We start from the raw sequence: 15,033 nt of genomic DNA, 5'->3' as shown, positions 1-15,033 counted from the left end.
GGGAGCAGAGAGCAGGAGCAGGGAGCAGGGAGCAGGGAGCAGGGAGCAGGGAGCAGGGAGCAGGGAGCAGGGAGCAGGGAGCAGGGAGCAGGGAGCAGTGACTCCTGACCAGTTAATTCTCTACTTACGACTTCTCACTTGTTCCCTTTTCTTCTCAACCCCTAACCCCTAGTTTTCCTGTTACGCTAGAGCTATGCTAATGACTGCTGAGCTGCTGCTACAATACCAACGTTGTAATCGTCGCCCATTTCTCGATCGCCACGGAGATTTGGCGCTTAAAGATGCTCCTAGCGAACTGTTGCTGAAGTTACAACAGGACAAGTTCGAGCATAGACAGAGCATGATGGCAGGACGGATTTATCAGCAACCTCAGTATTCTAAAGAGGATTGGCAAGCAGGAGCAACAGCAACTTGGCAGTTAATGCAACAGGGTGTAGAGCAGATTTATAGAGGAGTTATAATCGCCCGCACTTCAGAAGATGTAACGCTGCTCAGCCGTCCCGATTTGTTAATTAAACAACCAGGGCAATCGATTTTTGGAAATTGGATGTATATTCCAGCCCAAATTGAATTAGGCAAGCGCCCCAAACTGGAATATCAAGTTGTAGCTGCTTTTCACGGACAGGCGTTGGGCATGGTGCAGGAGACTACACCAGATCGAGCCTGGTTGCTCTTGCGCCGGAAAGAGATGTATGAGGTAAGTTTAGCTAGAATACTGCCGCAGATGCAGCAGATTTTTGCCGAGTGCGTCCAAACACTAGCAGCACCTCAAGCACCAGAAGTCTTTATATCTCGCCAGCGATGCAGTTTATGCCGTTGGTATAGTTATTGCTCTGGCGTTGCCAGATCTGAACAACATTTGTCTTTACTGCCTGGGGTAACACCCAATCGTTATAAAGAGTTACAGGAGATCGATCTCGTCACGCTAGAATCTTTGGCTGGAGCTAACTCATCCAATTTAGCCAGTCTACGAGGCTTTGACAAAAAGATAGCTCATCATTTGGTATTGCAAGCGCAGTCAGTCTTGGAAAATCGTCCGATTTCGCTTTTAAGGGAGCAGGGAGCAGGGAGCAGGGAGCAGGGGGACAAGAGAGCAGAGGGGCAGAGGGAGCAGAGGGGCAGAGGAGCAGGGGAGCAATTACCAATTACCAATTACCAATTACCAAATCCCATTGAAATCTACTTTGATATTGAGGCACAGCCAGATCTAAATCTCGATTACATGTTAGGAGTGTTGGTGGTCGATCGCCTGAAGCAAACGGAAACTTTTCATTCTTTATTAGCAGAAACACAGTCAGATGAAAGCACGATTTGGCAACAATTTTTAGACATCGTTGGGCGCTATCCACAAGCGCCCATTTTTCATTTTTTCTCGTATGAAGTTGATACAATTAGACGCTTGGCTCAACTTTATCGGACACCAGCAGAACAAGTTAGATCGATCGTCGATCGCTGTGTTGATATTTACGAGCAGATCGCCCAAACTGTGGTGCTACCAATTGAAAGTTATGCTCTCAAAGCGATCGCTCGTTGGATTGGGTTTGAATGGCGCGATCCTCAAGCGCACGGTTCGCAGTGTATTTATTGGTACGATCGCTGGTTAGCAACAGGCGATCGCTCTTTTCTCGAAGCAATTGAACGTTACAACGAAGATGACTGTCGCGCGACTCGTCTGGTAAAAGATTGGTTAGAAACTTTCATCAAGCGGGAATTAGAAACGGATTTAGAGCGAGTTTCTTTAGTATCTTAGCTGGCGTTTCTCTTCCTGATTTCAAGCTGCGAAACCGTTGTCCTGTACGTCGTTAGTTTGTTGCGGTTGCAGTTGAAATTTTTGCTGTTGTCGAGCGTGGCTTGATGTCAAGTAACGATTTAAGATGCGATCGAGGGGAACGAGAATTTTTTCTAGCCAGTGGCTTTTGATCCCAAAGGTGAGGCGGTGGCTGAGGGGATGAACGATTGTCCATCGCCGCCGCCAACCTAATTGTTTGTATTTTTGTAGAAAGTAAGCATCTTCAGCTAAATTCCACTTGTCACGCAAGCGATGCAAACTCGCTAATGTCCATGCATCACTCCAACGCAGCATATAAAAGTGTAAGTCCGTCCATTCTAAAGGTGGTCCTGGTACGTAAGTGACAAGGCTGCTGGGTTCAAAATAGACTTTACCTCCCGCCTCCCTGACACTCATGCAAAAGTCTAGATGTTCTTTCGTGTTCAGCATGGCTTCATCTAACAAACCAATGCGGGAAAAAATCTCTGTACGCACGAGAACGCAGTGAAATTCTGCTAATTCAGTTTCTTTACGGTGTAGGCGATCGCGGACTTCTACGACTCGTTTTCCCTGCTTGTACATCTTTTCTCGCAACCTGCGTCTGGGAGTTGCTTTGTTTTTGTCAACCCAAATATGAGATTCGCCACCTGCAAAGTGGACAATTTCATGTATTGGTAAATCCTGACACATCAATGGTCCAACGACTGTAGCTTGTGTTTCTTCAGCACACTGCACTAAATTTTCAAGCCAACCAGGGGAAACAACCACATCATTGTCAGCGAATACAACATATGGAGTATCCACTTGACGCAAGCCTATATTTCTAGCTTGATTGGGAGAAAGATAGTAATCTGTTCTGATAATTTGAAAGTTTCTAACTCGCGCTTGTTCCTCTAAATATTGGCGTACTTTTCTAGGAGAGTTACCATCAATATAAACTAATTTAAAAGGAATTTGCGTATGTTCGTATAGACTTTCTAAAGACTCTTTAGTATAACTAAAACGTTCGCGAGGAGTTGCTATAATTGTAACTTTGGGTAAACTCATGTTTGTCATTTGTTATTTGTCATTTGTCATTTGTGAGTATCTAGCCACTCGTCACTAGTCACTCTTCACTACTCACTTTTTGATAAATATAGACAAGTTCGTCGTTAAGGTTTTGCATATTAAAATATTTTTCTACTCGTTCGCGACCAGCTGCACCTATAATATTCCATATCTCTGGATTTGCAATTAAATATTGTAACTTTGAGGCGATCGCCTCTGCATCTCTTTCTGGAACTAGAAACCCAGAAACACCATCTTCTACAAGCTCTGGAATTCCTCCGTGATAGGTGCTAATGACTGGTAAGCCGATCGCCATTGCTTCTTTTAAAACATTAACAGGGGCATCTTGATTGCCATCGCGGGCTGTAATACTAGGAGCTATAAATATGTGAGATGCTTGCAAAACTTCAATGATTTCCTGCCGATCTTTTTTACCTAATAAATGTACGATATTAGTTAAGTCTAGCTCTTGGATCAGTTGTTCTAGTTCTGTTTGTAAAGCACCGCAGCCAACGATTTTATATTCTAAATTAGGACAAAATTTTACTATTTTAGCTATAGCGCGAATACTGTATTCGATTCCCTTCTTTTCTACTAAACGCCCAATGGTAGCAATACATATTTTCTGATTAGAATGACGATAGCGGGGTGTATATTGGAAACGATCGCAATCAATTCCTGAGTAATGGACGCAGATTTTTTTTTCGTCACAACCGAGTTTGAGGAGACGGCGTTTAAAAAAATCGCAATTTGGCAGAAAGAGATCGGCTTCTATAAAGGTGCGATCGTAAATGCGATCGCCATGTTCTTGAATGAATTGGCTGATATCGTAACCGCGAAACGATACGATTAATTTGGCTTGAGGAGCATTAATTGTCCGAAACAGCATACCCCAAAAACTTAAAGTTCCAAACTGACAGTGAACGATATCATATGCTCTTTTGTCTGCACCAGCGATCGCGGCATAAAATAATCGTAAAGAAGTCGCCGATTTGCCATACTTGAAACCATTAAGCGATCGCAGTAGTTTAGCAGGTGCTTTCGTAAAATTTATACTCAGTAAACCAATTGCTTTGAGCGATCGCCTCAGAAAGTTTTGGGGAATCTCTGGTAGATAATAAGTGCGTTCCAATAAACAATATTTTTCTACGTCGGGATGTACTTTATTCAAATCACCTGGAGTGCAAGTATATATGTCTACTTGATGTCCGCGTTCTAGGAGTCCGGTAATTTGGTTAAGAATAAAGGTTTCTGAAAGTAAAGGAAAGTGATTGACAATAAATGCTACTTTTAGCATAGAGATCGAGCGGGGATTTTAAGATAAAAATTTTGTTACTGTCTATAGAATACTGATGCTAATGAAGCAATCGGGAACTACGAGTTAGGGGGAGAATAAACGGATTTCTTATATCTTTTCTCAAATTGCAGGAGCAATTGTATAATCTCACAAGTTACCCAAAATTCCTAGAGGAAAAAATCAAAACGAGTCTAATGCTAGTTGAATTTGGCAAACCTCGATCGTTTATTTCTATCCTTAATAATCGGTAAGGCTTGCTACAAGTTTTATCTTTTTTTCTGTTTTAAAGACAAAGTAAAGCAAGCTGATAGTTTTCAATAAGATATTGAATAAGATATGAATCAGTTTTCTATAAAATTAATGTGAGAAAACTCTTAGATAATTTAGACGCAAAAATTTATAGTTGAAAATTAATAATTATGTATACTGGGATGCTTGACAAAGCAGCCCTTGAAGCTAGTAGCCACCGAACGGATCTCTCGCGATCGCTGAGTGTTAAGACATTATGTTAAAAAAATAGAGTTAAAAAAGATAACAATTATTGATAAAATAAGCAAGATAGGAAATACAGTAAACTCTTTTTCGATCGCCAAAATAATAGTGATAGATAAGATATGTTTACTGTTAGTAGATTCAATCAAATTTTAGGGAGATACTGAAACTTATGGCTTTAGCAGTTGGTACGCAAGCACCTACATTTACAGTCAAAGATACTAATGGTAATACAGTCTCCTTATCTGATTTTGCTGGTAAAACTGTAGTTTTGTACTTCTATCCAAAAGACGATACACCGGGCTGTACGAAACAAGCTTGTAGTTTCCGAGATGCCAAGCAAACCTACGATAACAAAGACGTTGTAATTTTAGGTGTAAGCGTTGATGACGAGCAGTCTCATCAACAGTTCACTGAGAAATACGGGCTTAATTTTCCCCTTTTAGCTGACACTCAGCAAACTTTAGTTAAAGCCTATGACGTTGACGGTGGCGGCTATGCTAAGCGCGTGACTTACGTAATTGATGGTAACGGTAAGATTATCCACGTCGATAGCAGCATTAATACGACAACTCATGCGAGTGACGTACTAGGAGCATTAGGATTGTAGAGAATTCGGAATTGAAAAATAGGAATTCTCATTCAGGCGGGTTTCCCAGAAAAGAAAATAAATACTTTGGATGAAACCCGCCTCTACTACTTTCTATTTACTGCTGCCTGGGTTGATTAGTAGGATTATTGGGCTGCGATGGATTTTGCTGTATCCTTTGTAGCTGCTGCTGGCGAAACTTAGCAGCGGCATCGTCCAAAGACTGATTTTGCTCGGTTGCAAAATCTCCCGCAGAGCGAATATTGCCCATTTGAGCGCGGTGCATAATATCCATTAGACCGCTCATAGCATCGCCAGTATCACCACGAGAAAAGGGATCGCGGTTTTGTTCCTGATTCAAATCCCGTAGAGGTTCGGCATCTGTGGTTGCTTGCGCCCAAGTGAGTTGTGGTAGTAATAAGGTAGCTAAGCTCATTCCTACTACTGCACCGAAAAAGATTTTTGTTAGAGAGGAAGCAGAGATTTTCATGGAGTGATGGCTCACATAACTGAAAATAGGAGAATAGGTAGGCTTCATACCTTATGCCAAAGTCCGCCGCAGTAAAGGTTGAATGCTCAGCACAGCTACGAAGCTAAAACCGACCAACATCAGTATAGCTCCGCCAAATGTCACTGCACCCCAAGGCGCTTGCATAACTACATCACCTAAGTTCCAGCTATTGTGTAGATAGAGATAGCGAATCGGTTCGATCGCATAGCTTAATGGGTTAATTGTTGCGACAATTTGCAACCACTTAGGCATAAAAGACAAAGGCGCGAGAGCTGTGCTAGCAAATAGCAAGGGCAGTTGAGTCACGAAAATGACGGCAATCAGTTCTATATGTCCTGGTAAGGCGAAGGCTAAACCGAGACTTAAAGCTGTTACGCCCAAAGCCAGCAGTAAAATAATTAAAGCGATCGCACCCAAACCAGCTAGATTGGGCAAACCAGCGCCCAAAAAGGCAGCTGCCGCCACAATTACCGCTGCTTGCAACAAACTTTGACTGACAATAAAAATAGTTGAAGCTAAAACAATCGAGAAGCGCGAAGCCAGAGGAGCGACTAACAAGCGGTTTAAAAAGCCGAATTCGCGATCGAACATGACTGGTAATCCTGCATTTAGCGCTCCCCCAAAAGCAGTAAAAACGATCACGCCAGCACTTAAAAATTGACCGTAATTGCTGCTATCTCCAAACATTCCTTTAGGAGCATTTTGAAACAAAGCACCAAATAGAATCAACCACATGACAGGTTGAATAATTCCAGCAATTAAAGTTGAAGGGCGGCGCTGCAACTGGATGAAAAGGCGGCGAGTGAGTGCCAAAGTTTCTTGGACTATCTCTCCTAACCAGTTAGGAGTATCTTCTTTTTGAACTGCCGTCGATGCCAATTGTTGCCAACTAGCATCAGATTTTGGAGGTATAAAAGTGCTGCTCATATTATTGTTTGGTAATTGGTAATTGGTCATTTGTCATTTGTCATTTGTCATTTGTCATTTGTGGTACTCGATAGTTAGTTATTATTAGTTTTGACTATTGGCTTCTGTACGGGCGAGTTTTCCCAAAAAATCTTGGTTTGAAGTAGATATTTAGCGGTAAACCCGCCCCTACAACTTACGACTTCATCTCATATTTTGTTTTCTTTCTGCTTTGGGATCGCGGCTTCCGGCGGCGGCGAGTTCGGCATCCATCAGAGTGCGACCTGTGGCGGCGAGGTAAACATCATCTAAACTAGGGCGAGATTGGGAAATGCCAAAAATGGGCAAACCAGCAGATTTCATCGTTGCCTCAATTTGAGTTAAAGCTTCTGCTTGGGGTGTGACAACGAGATTGAGCGAATTACCTTGAGCGCTATTAACGATCGCTTCTTGGACGAAAGGCAGCGCTGTCAGCATTTGTTTAGCTTTTTCTGCTTCTTCTGGGGGAGAAAACTCGCGGATGCGGAGGGTAATGCGATCGCCTCCTACTTTGTCTTTCAATTGGGAAGGCGTACCGGAAGCAATAACTAAACCGCGATCGATAATTGCTACGCGATCGGCTAATGCGTCAATTTCTTCTAGGTAGTGGCTGGTGATTAAGACGGTAGTTCCTAGTTCGCGCAGTTGGCGTAAAAAATCCCACACGACAAAACGGCTTTCAATATCCAGTCCAACGGTTGGTTCGTCCAATACCAAAACATCGGGAGCGTGTAGCAAGCCTGCTGCTAAGTCTAGACGCTTACGCAATCCACCGGAGTACGTTCCTGTCTTTTTGTCTGCGTACTCCTGCAGGCCGAGTAAATTTAATACCGTGTCCACCCGCTGTTTGACTAGTTTACTAGGTATGTGGTAGAGAGACGCTTGTAATTGCAGCAACTCGCGTCCAGTCAACACTTTATCGAGGGCGACTTCTTGGGCTACATATCCCAATCTTCGCCTAGCGGCTCTAGGGTTATCTACTACTGAAATTCCAGAAACTTCTACTACTCCTGCATCTGGTGTAGAGAGGGTACACAAGATGCGCAAGGTTGTAGTTTTACCCGCACCGTTGGGACCGAGGAGACCAAAAATCTCCCCAGCTTCGATCGCAAAGGAGATATCTTTGACAGCCTCAACACTGCCATAACGCTTTTGCAAATTTTGGATGAAAACAGCAGGAGCCATAGGAGCTTCTTCTCGCTAGCAGCGATACAAATCTAAATACTTCCTGTCTTCATCATAGAAGAGTGAGTAGTGAGTAGTGACTAGTGGCTAGAAAATAGATTGACTAGCCACTAGTCAAAGCACCACTATCTAGAAATGAGAATCGTGCTGATGATGGTGTTTAAGCTGGAAGCTAAAGCGTTTGCAACCTGGTGGGTGAAGGGTAGGCTATCGACCACCATGCCCGCACACAATAGCATCATGTAAAGGATGGAGTAGAGGAATAGCGATCGCGCTTGAGTTTTACAGGTGGGATTGTGCCATAACAGCCAAGCTTTTTGCACGAAGATGCTGCCGAGGATGAGAGCGATCGCGCCGTAGATCGAACCGCACGATTGTAGGGGATAAATAAGTAAGAACGTAGCGGGGATCAGAATTAAGGTGTAAAACCAAATCTGCTTTGCTGTAGCCTCGTCGCCTGCTACAACTGGTAACATCGGTACGCCTACTTTGGCGTAGTCTTCGCGGATCATCAACGCTAGCGCCCAGAAATGGGGGGGTGTCCACAGAAAGACAATGGCGAAAAGCGTCCAAGCCGTCCAGCTTAAAGTGCCTGTCACCGCTGCCCAACCAACTAGGGCTGGAATTGCCCCTGCTGCACCACCAATGACGATATTTTGGGGAGTATGACGTTTGAGAAAATGGGTATATATGGCAATGTAGAAAACGATGCCAGACATTGCTAACAGAGCAGCTAGCAAGTTAGCAAACACTGCTAAGAGTGAGAAAGAAATGACTGCTAAGGCGATCGCAAAGAGGAGGGCGTGGTGCGACTGCACTCGTCCTGAAGGAATTGGACGGTGGCGAGTGCGTTCCATCGCATAGTCGATATCGCGATCGTAAATACAGTTGACGGTTTGGGCAGCAGCGGCAGCAAATGTTCCTCCAACTAGGGTGACGACGAGCAATTTTGGATCGACTCGTCCTTGGGCTGCAATCCACATACTGCCAGCAGTAGTAATCAGAAGTAGAGGTATAATCCTCGGCTTAGTTAGCTGATAGTAGCTATGAATGACTTGAAGAAAGTTTTGATGGTGTCTAGAGACATCTGCCCCGATCATAAAATTCACACCAAATTCCGTTTATTTTGAAACCAACACAGTATCAGAAGTCAGAAGCCAGAAGTCAAAATCAACTGCTCCCTGCTCCCTAATAACTGGTCACTGGTCGCTGATAACTGATAACTGATTGCTGTAACCGCGATGGTCGCTTCGCGTTTGCGCAGCATGGTCGAAGAGCATACCGCTGGAGGCATCGCGAATTGCCAGTACAGTGTAGCCAACCAAAACACCTAGTAAGGCTGCGCCGACAAACTGGTGCGATACGGTCAGTGGTTCTACTTGTAAATGCAAGCGGAAGGTAGCAATTCCTAAAAGAATTTGCAGTACGACTAGTCCGCCAGCCATGTTTGCCAGTCGGCGCAACGCGGGATGCAAAGCCGGAGTTCGCCAAGATAGTAACACTAAAACCAAGGTGGCTAGCGTTGGGGGAACCACACCCCCGATGTGACTGTACATGACACTACACAATTGCTGTCCGGTTAAGCATTGGTGTAGCGCCCAGCGCGAACCTACCAATGCGCCAAGCAAACTTTGCACGTAGACTAACACAGCAGCAGCCAATCCCAACCAAGCCAATTTACCTGCGTTACCAGTTCCTTGATAAGGCGTGAGTGCCGTGCCAATAACCAGTAATGCGGTAAAGAATAATAGCGCCGTCCCCAGATGCGCGGTGACAATATCGAACCGTAGTAATTCTGTAACTGTCAATCCGCCCAAAACCCCTTGAAAGACAATCAGGCTAAGGGCAAAGATCGCCGCCCAAGGTAGCCAGCGGGGGAGAAAGTTACGGTTCCACCAACTCACAACTGTTAGCGCGATCGCCCCTAGCCCGATTAAAGCTGCATCTAGGCGATGAAACCACTCTAAAAATACTTGAAAATTCATCTGTTGAGTTGGTACGAGCGTACCGTAACACAGGGGCCAGTCTGGGCAAGCTAACCCAGCATTCATTACCCGCGTAGCACTACCAATCGCCATCAAAATCAAAGTTGCTACGCATAATTTCCACACCAACCGCCGAATCCTTTCCCGTGGCTGGGACTGCTCGATTGTGTCTGTGTTTTGTCTTTGCAGGACGAACTCAGTCATGGACTGTACCTTAATTGCCTGTCTTCAAAGGGTTGCCAGTATCTAACCAAGTATTTACAAATATGTAAGTGCTAGCTCACCTTCCACCCTAGCGCATCGTCGCGAGGTGATTTGGTTAGCCATATACCTAATGTGCCGGATTGCCGTAGCTTAACCCCTAAGCTTTAGAGATTTTTAAATTGTTCTACTCCGTTACATTTGTTCATGGTTTATGGATAACCAACTCAAACTTGAGCTAGATTCGCTTAGGTAGTCGATTCGGTTGAGACGGGAATCAGTTGTCAGTTATCAGTTATCAGTGACCAGTGTAGAGACGTTACATGTAACGTCTGTTATCAGAGACCAATTAATTTTGACTTGTGACTTGTGACTTGTGACTTGTCCCCTAACCCCTCATCTCCCTGCTCTAACCACAGAAAAGTTCCAAAAAAATCAGAAAAAATTAACTTGAGGATCGGCAGGTTTTGGGCTGGCTGCACTACCTTGGTAAGTGAGTGTAGCTAATTGTTAAGAAGTGAAAATTCATTAAATCCTGAACCGTGAACATTCCTAGTTCTATTTGGACGCTATTAATTGGCATCGTCTTGACCCTGACCAGCCTGTGGTACGGTCAAAATCACGGCTTACTACCCACGGCAGCCTCAGATGAAGCCACTTTGGTTGATGGGCTGTTCGACACAATGATGACGATTGGCACGGGTCTGTTTGTGCTGGTACAAGGCATATTGATCTATGCTGCCTTTAAGTTTCGCCGTCGCCAAGGCGATAACACTGACGCGCCTCCCGTGTTCGGTAATATTCCTCTAGAAATTCTGTGGACGGCGATCCCGGCAATTATTGTCATCGGCTTATCGATCTACAGCTTTGATGTCTACAACGAAATTGGTGGTTTCGATCCCCACAGCGCTCACGAAGCCCCTATTGCTGGGCAAGCAATGAAAATGCCAGGAGCAGCAATTGCGGCAACATTGAACGATACACCGCCTAGCACCGCACCTAACGCAAATCAAATCAAATCGGATGAGGCAATGTCAGATCCAGCCACCGCCTCCGTCCGCAACTCCGACCAAATTCCTCAAAAACGCGATGCTCCTGGTATGGGTATAGTATCTCCTGGCATCGGTGCTAGCCCAGGTAACGAAGGAAAAGTCCCAGGGCTTGCAGTTAACGTCACTGGCTTGCAATATGCTTGGATTTTCACCTATCCAGATACGGGCGTTGTGGCTAGCGAATTGCACGTCCCTGCTGGTAAAGAGGTGAAACTAGACATGACAGCGAACGATGTCATCCACGCCTTCTGGGTTCCAGAATTGCGTTTAAAACAAGATGTCATTCCTGGTAGACAAAGTGAAATTCGCTTCACCCCAAAAATTGTAGGGGAATACAAAGTGATCTGTGCTGAACTTTGCGGTCCTTATCACGGAGCGATGAATACCAAGTTTATTGTGGAAACACCAGAAAACTTTGACAAGTGGATGCAGGAACAACAAGTCGCAACTCAAGGCAACCTAGAACAGGCGATCGCTCTAAATGCCGCAGATCGTTCCCCCGCTGAATTTCTCTCCCCCTACACCGCGCAAATGGGAATTCAGCCCGAAACCCTTCATCAACTTCACCATCACTAGAGGGGTGAGGAGCGAGGAGTGAGGAGTGAGGGCTAAGTTATAAAATTGCTTTATTCTTCACTCCCTACTCCCTACTCCCTACTCCCTACTCCCTTTTTTTGCTATGACTCAAGCACAAATCCAACGATCGGCTAACTTATCTATCTTGGAAGCAGAACCAGGGGAAAGAAAGTGGCGCGATTACTTTACTTTTAATACTGACCATAAGGTAATCGCCATTCAATACCTGGTGACGACGTTTATTTTCTACTGTATCGGCGGCGTAATGGCTGACATGGTGCGGACGGAACTGAGAACGCCCGAAGTCGATTTTGTCAGTCGCGAAGTGTATAACAGCTTGTTTACACTCCATGCCACGATCATGATCTTTTTGTGGATCGTGCCAGCAGGGGCAGGTTTTGCCAACTTCCTGATTCCCTTGATGATTGGGGCGAAAGATATGGCATTTCCGCGCTTGAACGCGGTCGCATTTTGGATGATCCCACCAGGGGGAATCTTACTCATCAGTAGTTTAGTCTTGGGCGACGCTGCTGACGCTGGCTGGACTTCTTATCCTCCCCTCAGTTTGGTAACGGGACAATTAGGCGAGGGGATTTGGATTATCAGCGTTTTGCTGTTAGGAACTTCTTCAATTTTGGGGGCAATTAATTTCCTCGTCACTTTGTTGAAGATGCGGACACCAGGTATGAGTACGACGCAAATGCCCCTATTCTGTTGGGCAATGCTGGCGACTTCTGCCTTGACGCTCGTTTCTACACCAGTTTTAGCAGGTGCTTTGATTCTGCTATCTTTCGACTTATTTGCTGGCACGGCATTTTTTAATCCCACAGGGGGCGGCGATCCGGTAGTTTACCAACATATGTTTTGGTTCTACTCGCACCCTGCGGTGTACATCATGATTTTGCCCTTTTTCGGGATCATTTCTGAGGTGATTCCCGTTCACTCCCGCAAACCAATTTTCGGTTATAAAGCGATCGCTTATTCGAGTTTGGCAATTAGCTTTTTGGGATTGATCGTCTGGGCGCACCACATGTTTACCAGCGGTATTCCTGGTTGGTTGCGGATGTTCTTCATGATCACGACTATGATCATCGCCGTACCTACGGGGATCAAAGTTTTCAGTTGGTTGGGGACGATGTGGGGTGGTAAAATTCGCCTCAACAGTGCGATGCTGTTCGCGATCGGCTTTGTCAGCCTGTTCGTCATCGGCGGGATCAGTGGCGTAATGCTAGCTGCCGTACCGTTCGACATCCACGTTCACGATACCTATTTTGTCGTCGCCCACCTGCACTACGTTCTATTTGGTGGCTCGGTATTTGGGATCTATGCTGGAATTTACCACTGGTATCCCAAAATGACGGGACGGATGATGAATGAATTCTGGGGTAAGGTTCATTTCGCTTTGATGTATGTCGGGATGAACTTGTGTTTCTTACCGATGCACAAACTCGGACTGATGGGCATGAACCGCCGGATTGCCGAGTATGATGCCAAGTTTGCCACGCTGAACTTTGTCTGTACGATGGGGGCTTACTTGCTAGCTATCTCCACTGTACCGTTTATCATCAATGCAATTTGGAGTTGGATGTACGGTCCCAAAGCTGGTAACAATCCTTGGGAAGCACTGACCTTAGAATGGATGACAAGCTCGCCACCTGCGATCGAAAATTTTGCTGGATTCCCCGTATTGGCAACTGGTCCTTACGACTACGGTATGGACAGACCTAAATCTGAGGTCGATGTCCCCTTGGCTGATGAAAGAGAACCGGCATTGGCTGCTGGACCCAAATCGGCTTTACGTGCCGATCCCGATCCAGATGTAGCTGCCAATCCTGAAGATCGTAAGTAAAGGATGAAAGATGAGATATGAAGCAGGACAAGGGAGACAAGGAGGACAAGGAGACAGGAGACAGAAATAATTTTTCTCCCTCAGCCTCCTCAGCTTCCTCAGTTCCCTCAGCCCTCTTTCCCGACTCCCTACTCCCTATTCCCTAAATTATGCAAAGTCCAACTATAGACCCAGCAAAAACGGAACTTAATTACCACCACAAAGCGGAAGCCGCCCATCATGAAGAACATCCTGATTTTCGGATGTTTGGCTTAGTCATGTTCTTAATCGCAGAGGGCATGATTTTTATTGGTATGTTTGGCGCGTATTTGGCTTATCGCTCCACTTTACCCAGTTGGCCTCCCGAAGGAACTCCAGAATTAGAACTTCTACTACCAGGAGTCAACACTATTATCCTGATTTCTAGTAGTTTCGTGATGCACAATGCCGATACCGCGATTAAGAAGAATGATGTCACGGGTATGCGTACTTGGATGGCAATTACAGCGGCGATGGGTATTATTTTCCTATCAGGGCAGATCTACGAATACAGTCATTTAGAATTTGGGCTGAAAACGAATTTGTTTGCCAGTGCATTTTACGTTCTGACTGGTTTTCACGGACTTCACGTGACTGTTGGCGTGTTGGCAATTTTAGCGGTATTGTGGCGATCGCGCCGCACCAATCACTACAGTCAAGAGCATCACTTTGGTGTAGAAGCCGCCGAACTTTATTGGCACTTTGTCGATGTTGTTTGGATTGTTCTGTTTGGTTTGTTGTATCTGCTTTAACAGTTATTAGTGTCGTCTGCTGTTAACTGATTTAAACTGAAGATATCTTACATTTTGCACTTGGTTGAAATTAGCCCCTACATAGGGGTTTTTTCTTATTGCTACACCCTGCACCCTATCTTGGCAAGCAGATTTTGCAGCCAATTTTTTTGACCTAGTGGAGTAGAAAGATACTCGCTGGCAGTTTGAGCTAAAATTTCTCCCCAACTGGGATAGACGGAAACGAGATCGGCAATTGCGTCAATTTTTAGTTTTTGGGCGATCGCTAAAGCAATAACATTAATTAACTCCCCTGCTTGAGAGCCAATAATTGCCCCACCTAAAATCGTGCCATTACGCCGCACGACTAATTGACATATTCCCGTCATTTCATCCTGAATTTGGGCTAATGTTAAGGTTTTAAAATATTGCTGCAATATCAAGACATCATTGCCATATTTCTGTCTAGCTTGAGCTACTGTAAAACCCACTCTTGCTAAAGGCGGATCGGTAGAGACTAACCAAGGAATATTACGATAATCAACTCGATAGTGAGAAGAAAATAAAGCATTTTGTAAAGCGTTGTGCAGGGCAATTCTAGCTTCGTAATTGGCAATATGAGCGAATTGATAACCGCCGATCGCATCCCCACAAGCATAAATGTGTGAATTTGTCGTTTGCAATTTTTGATTCAAACGCAGGCGATCGCGTTGTGTTTTCACCCCCACTGCTTCTAGATTGAGCTGTTCGAGTTCTGGCTGTTGTCCGGCACAAAGTGCAATTTCAT

General features: G+C 45.0%; 14 protein-coding genes. 6 read left to right on the top strand and 8 right to left on the bottom strand.

All coding sequences use genetic code 11. The annotated features are described in order from the left end of the window. Positions 1 to 193: 193 nt before the first annotated feature. Positions 194 to 1,750 carry a TM0106 family RecB-like putative nuclease gene (locus ACRC32_RS08605; RefSeq protein ID WP_438553569.1) on the top strand — a complete coding sequence of 519 codons (1,557 nt, stop codon included), beginning with the start codon at positions 194 to 196 and terminating at the stop codon, positions 1,748 to 1,750. Between the two features lie 21 nt (positions 1,751 to 1,771). Here the strand turns inward: ACRC32_RS08605 and ACRC32_RS08600 are convergent, their stop codons facing one another. Both ACRC32_RS08600 and ACRC32_RS08595 read right to left on the bottom strand, forming a co-directional pair. After that, positions 1,772 to 2,815, bottom strand: coding sequence for a glycosyltransferase family 2 protein (locus ACRC32_RS08600; RefSeq protein WP_438553572.1), 1,044 nt, complete (start codon positions 2,813 to 2,815; stop codon positions 1,772 to 1,774). A gap of 58 nt (positions 2,816 to 2,873) precedes the next feature. After that, entirely contained in the window at positions 2,874 to 4,112 is a 1,239-nt protein-coding gene (locus tag ACRC32_RS08595; RefSeq protein WP_438553568.1) for a glycosyltransferase, read from the bottom strand. 664 nt (positions 4,113 to 4,776) lie between these two features. Here ACRC32_RS08595 and ACRC32_RS08590 point away from each other — a divergent pair. After that, entirely contained in the window at positions 4,777 to 5,214 is a 438-nt protein-coding gene (locus tag ACRC32_RS08590) for a peroxiredoxin (protein ID WP_438553567.1), read from the top strand. 97 nt (positions 5,215 to 5,311) lie between these two features. Here the strand turns inward: ACRC32_RS08590 and ACRC32_RS08585 are convergent, their stop codons facing one another. The 5 genes from ACRC32_RS08585 to ACRC32_RS08565 all read right to left on the bottom strand — a co-directional run bounded on the left by ACRC32_RS08585 (position 5,312) and on the right by ACRC32_RS08565 (position 10,023). Continuing rightward, positions 5,312 to 5,731: a hypothetical protein gene (locus ACRC32_RS08585; protein WP_438553566.1), complete on the bottom strand. Its 420-nt coding sequence runs from the start codon at positions 5,729 to 5,731 to the stop codon at positions 5,312 to 5,314. Positions 5,732 to 5,734: 3 nt separating this feature from the next. Further along, positions 5,735 to 6,631 carry an ABC transporter permease gene (locus tag ACRC32_RS08580; RefSeq protein ID WP_438553571.1) on the bottom strand — a complete coding sequence of 299 codons (897 nt, stop codon included), beginning with the start codon at positions 6,629 to 6,631 and terminating at the stop codon, positions 5,735 to 5,737. Positions 6,632 to 6,814: 183 nt separating this feature from the next. Then, positions 6,815 to 7,834 (bottom strand): ABC transporter ATP-binding protein, encoded by a 1,020-nt coding sequence (locus ACRC32_RS08575; RefSeq protein ID WP_438553565.1) that lies wholly within the window; start codon positions 7,832 to 7,834, stop codon positions 6,815 to 6,817. Positions 7,835 to 7,959: 125 nt separating this feature from the next. Beyond that, positions 7,960 to 8,934, bottom strand: a complete 975-nt coding sequence (locus ACRC32_RS08570) for a heme o synthase (RefSeq protein WP_438553570.1) — start codon at positions 8,932 to 8,934, stop codon at positions 7,960 to 7,962. Between the two features lie 99 nt (positions 8,935 to 9,033). Beyond that, positions 9,034 to 10,023, bottom strand: a complete 990-nt coding sequence (locus tag ACRC32_RS08565) for a COX15/CtaA family protein (RefSeq protein WP_438553564.1) — start codon at positions 10,021 to 10,023, stop codon at positions 9,034 to 9,036. 539 nt (positions 10,024 to 10,562) lie between these two features. Here ACRC32_RS08565 and ACRC32_RS08560 point away from each other — a divergent pair. The 4 genes from ACRC32_RS08560 to ACRC32_RS08545 all read left to right on the top strand — a co-directional run bounded on the left by ACRC32_RS08560 (position 10,563) and on the right by ACRC32_RS08545 (position 14,267). After that, positions 10,563 to 11,648, top strand: a complete 1,086-nt coding sequence (locus ACRC32_RS08560) for a cytochrome c oxidase subunit II (protein ID WP_438553563.1) — start codon at positions 10,563 to 10,565, stop codon at positions 11,646 to 11,648. A gap of 103 nt (positions 11,649 to 11,751) precedes the next feature. After that, positions 11,752 to 13,497 (top strand): cytochrome c oxidase subunit I, encoded by a 1,746-nt coding sequence (gene ctaD, locus ACRC32_RS08555; protein WP_438553562.1) that lies wholly within the window; start codon positions 11,752 to 11,754, stop codon positions 13,495 to 13,497. A gap of 17 nt (positions 13,498 to 13,514) precedes the next feature. After that, entirely contained in the window at positions 13,515 to 13,643 is a 129-nt protein-coding gene (locus tag ACRC32_RS08550) for a hypothetical protein (protein ID WP_438553561.1), read from the top strand. Between the two features lie 3 nt (positions 13,644 to 13,646). Continuing rightward, the gene (locus ACRC32_RS08545) at positions 13,647 to 14,267 is read left to right on the top strand and encodes a cytochrome c oxidase subunit 3 (RefSeq protein ID WP_438553560.1); all 621 of its coding nucleotides are present in this window, start codon (positions 13,647 to 13,649) and stop codon (positions 14,265 to 14,267) included. Positions 14,268 to 14,368: 101 nt separating this feature from the next. Here the strand turns inward: ACRC32_RS08545 and ACRC32_RS08540 are convergent. Then, positions 14,369 to 15,033, bottom strand: a 665-nt coding sequence (locus ACRC32_RS08540; protein ID WP_438553559.1) for an FAD-dependent oxidoreductase, incomplete at its 5' end; no start/stop codon positions are given.

It is taken from the genome of Chroococcidiopsis sp., from assembly GCF_051657925.1.
Lineage (GTDB): Bacteria > Cyanobacteriota > Cyanobacteriia > Cyanobacteriales > Chroococcidiopsidaceae > Chroococcidiopsis.
The sequence above is the reverse complement of the archived record's forward strand: the minus strand, read 5'-3'. Positions and strand labels throughout refer to the sequence as shown.

Excerpts from the sequence above, each read along its gene's own strand:
- ACRC32_RS08605 (WP_438553569.1), top strand. The coding sequence starts at position 194 with ATGCTAATGACTGCTGAGCTGCTGCTACAATACCAACGTTGTAATCGT.
- ACRC32_RS08600 (WP_438553572.1), bottom strand. The coding sequence starts at position 2,815 with ATGAGTTTACCCAAAGTTACAATTATAGCAACTCCTCGCGAACGTTTT.
- ACRC32_RS08595 (WP_438553568.1), bottom strand. The coding sequence starts at position 4,112 with ATGCTAAAAGTAGCATTTATTGTCAATCACTTTCCTTTACTTTCAGAA.
- ACRC32_RS08590 (WP_438553567.1), top strand. The coding sequence starts at position 4,777 with ATGGCTTTAGCAGTTGGTACGCAAGCACCTACATTTACAGTCAAAGAT.
- ACRC32_RS08585 (WP_438553566.1), bottom strand. The coding sequence starts at position 5,731 with ATGAAGCCTACCTATTCTCCTATTTTCAGTTATGTGAGCCATCACTCC.
- ACRC32_RS08580 (WP_438553571.1), bottom strand. The coding sequence starts at position 6,631 with ATGAGCAGCACTTTTATACCTCCAAAATCTGATGCTAGTTGGCAACAA.
- ACRC32_RS08575 (WP_438553565.1), bottom strand. The coding sequence starts at position 7,834 with ATGGCTCCTGCTGTTTTCATCCAAAATTTGCAAAAGCGTTATGGCAGT.
- ACRC32_RS08570 (WP_438553570.1), bottom strand. The coding sequence starts at position 8,934 with ATGATCGGGGCAGATGTCTCTAGACACCATCAAAACTTTCTTCAAGTC.
- ACRC32_RS08565 (WP_438553564.1), bottom strand. The coding sequence starts at position 10,023 with ATGACTGAGTTCGTCCTGCAAAGACAAAACACAGACACAATCGAGCAG.
- ctaD (WP_438553562.1), top strand. The coding sequence starts at position 11,752 with ATGACTCAAGCACAAATCCAACGATCGGCTAACTTATCTATCTTGGAA.
- ACRC32_RS08550 (WP_438553561.1), top strand. The coding sequence starts at position 13,515 with ATGAAGCAGGACAAGGGAGACAAGGAGGACAAGGAGACAGGAGACAGA.
- ACRC32_RS08545 (WP_438553560.1), top strand. The coding sequence starts at position 13,647 with ATGCAAAGTCCAACTATAGACCCAGCAAAAACGGAACTTAATTACCAC.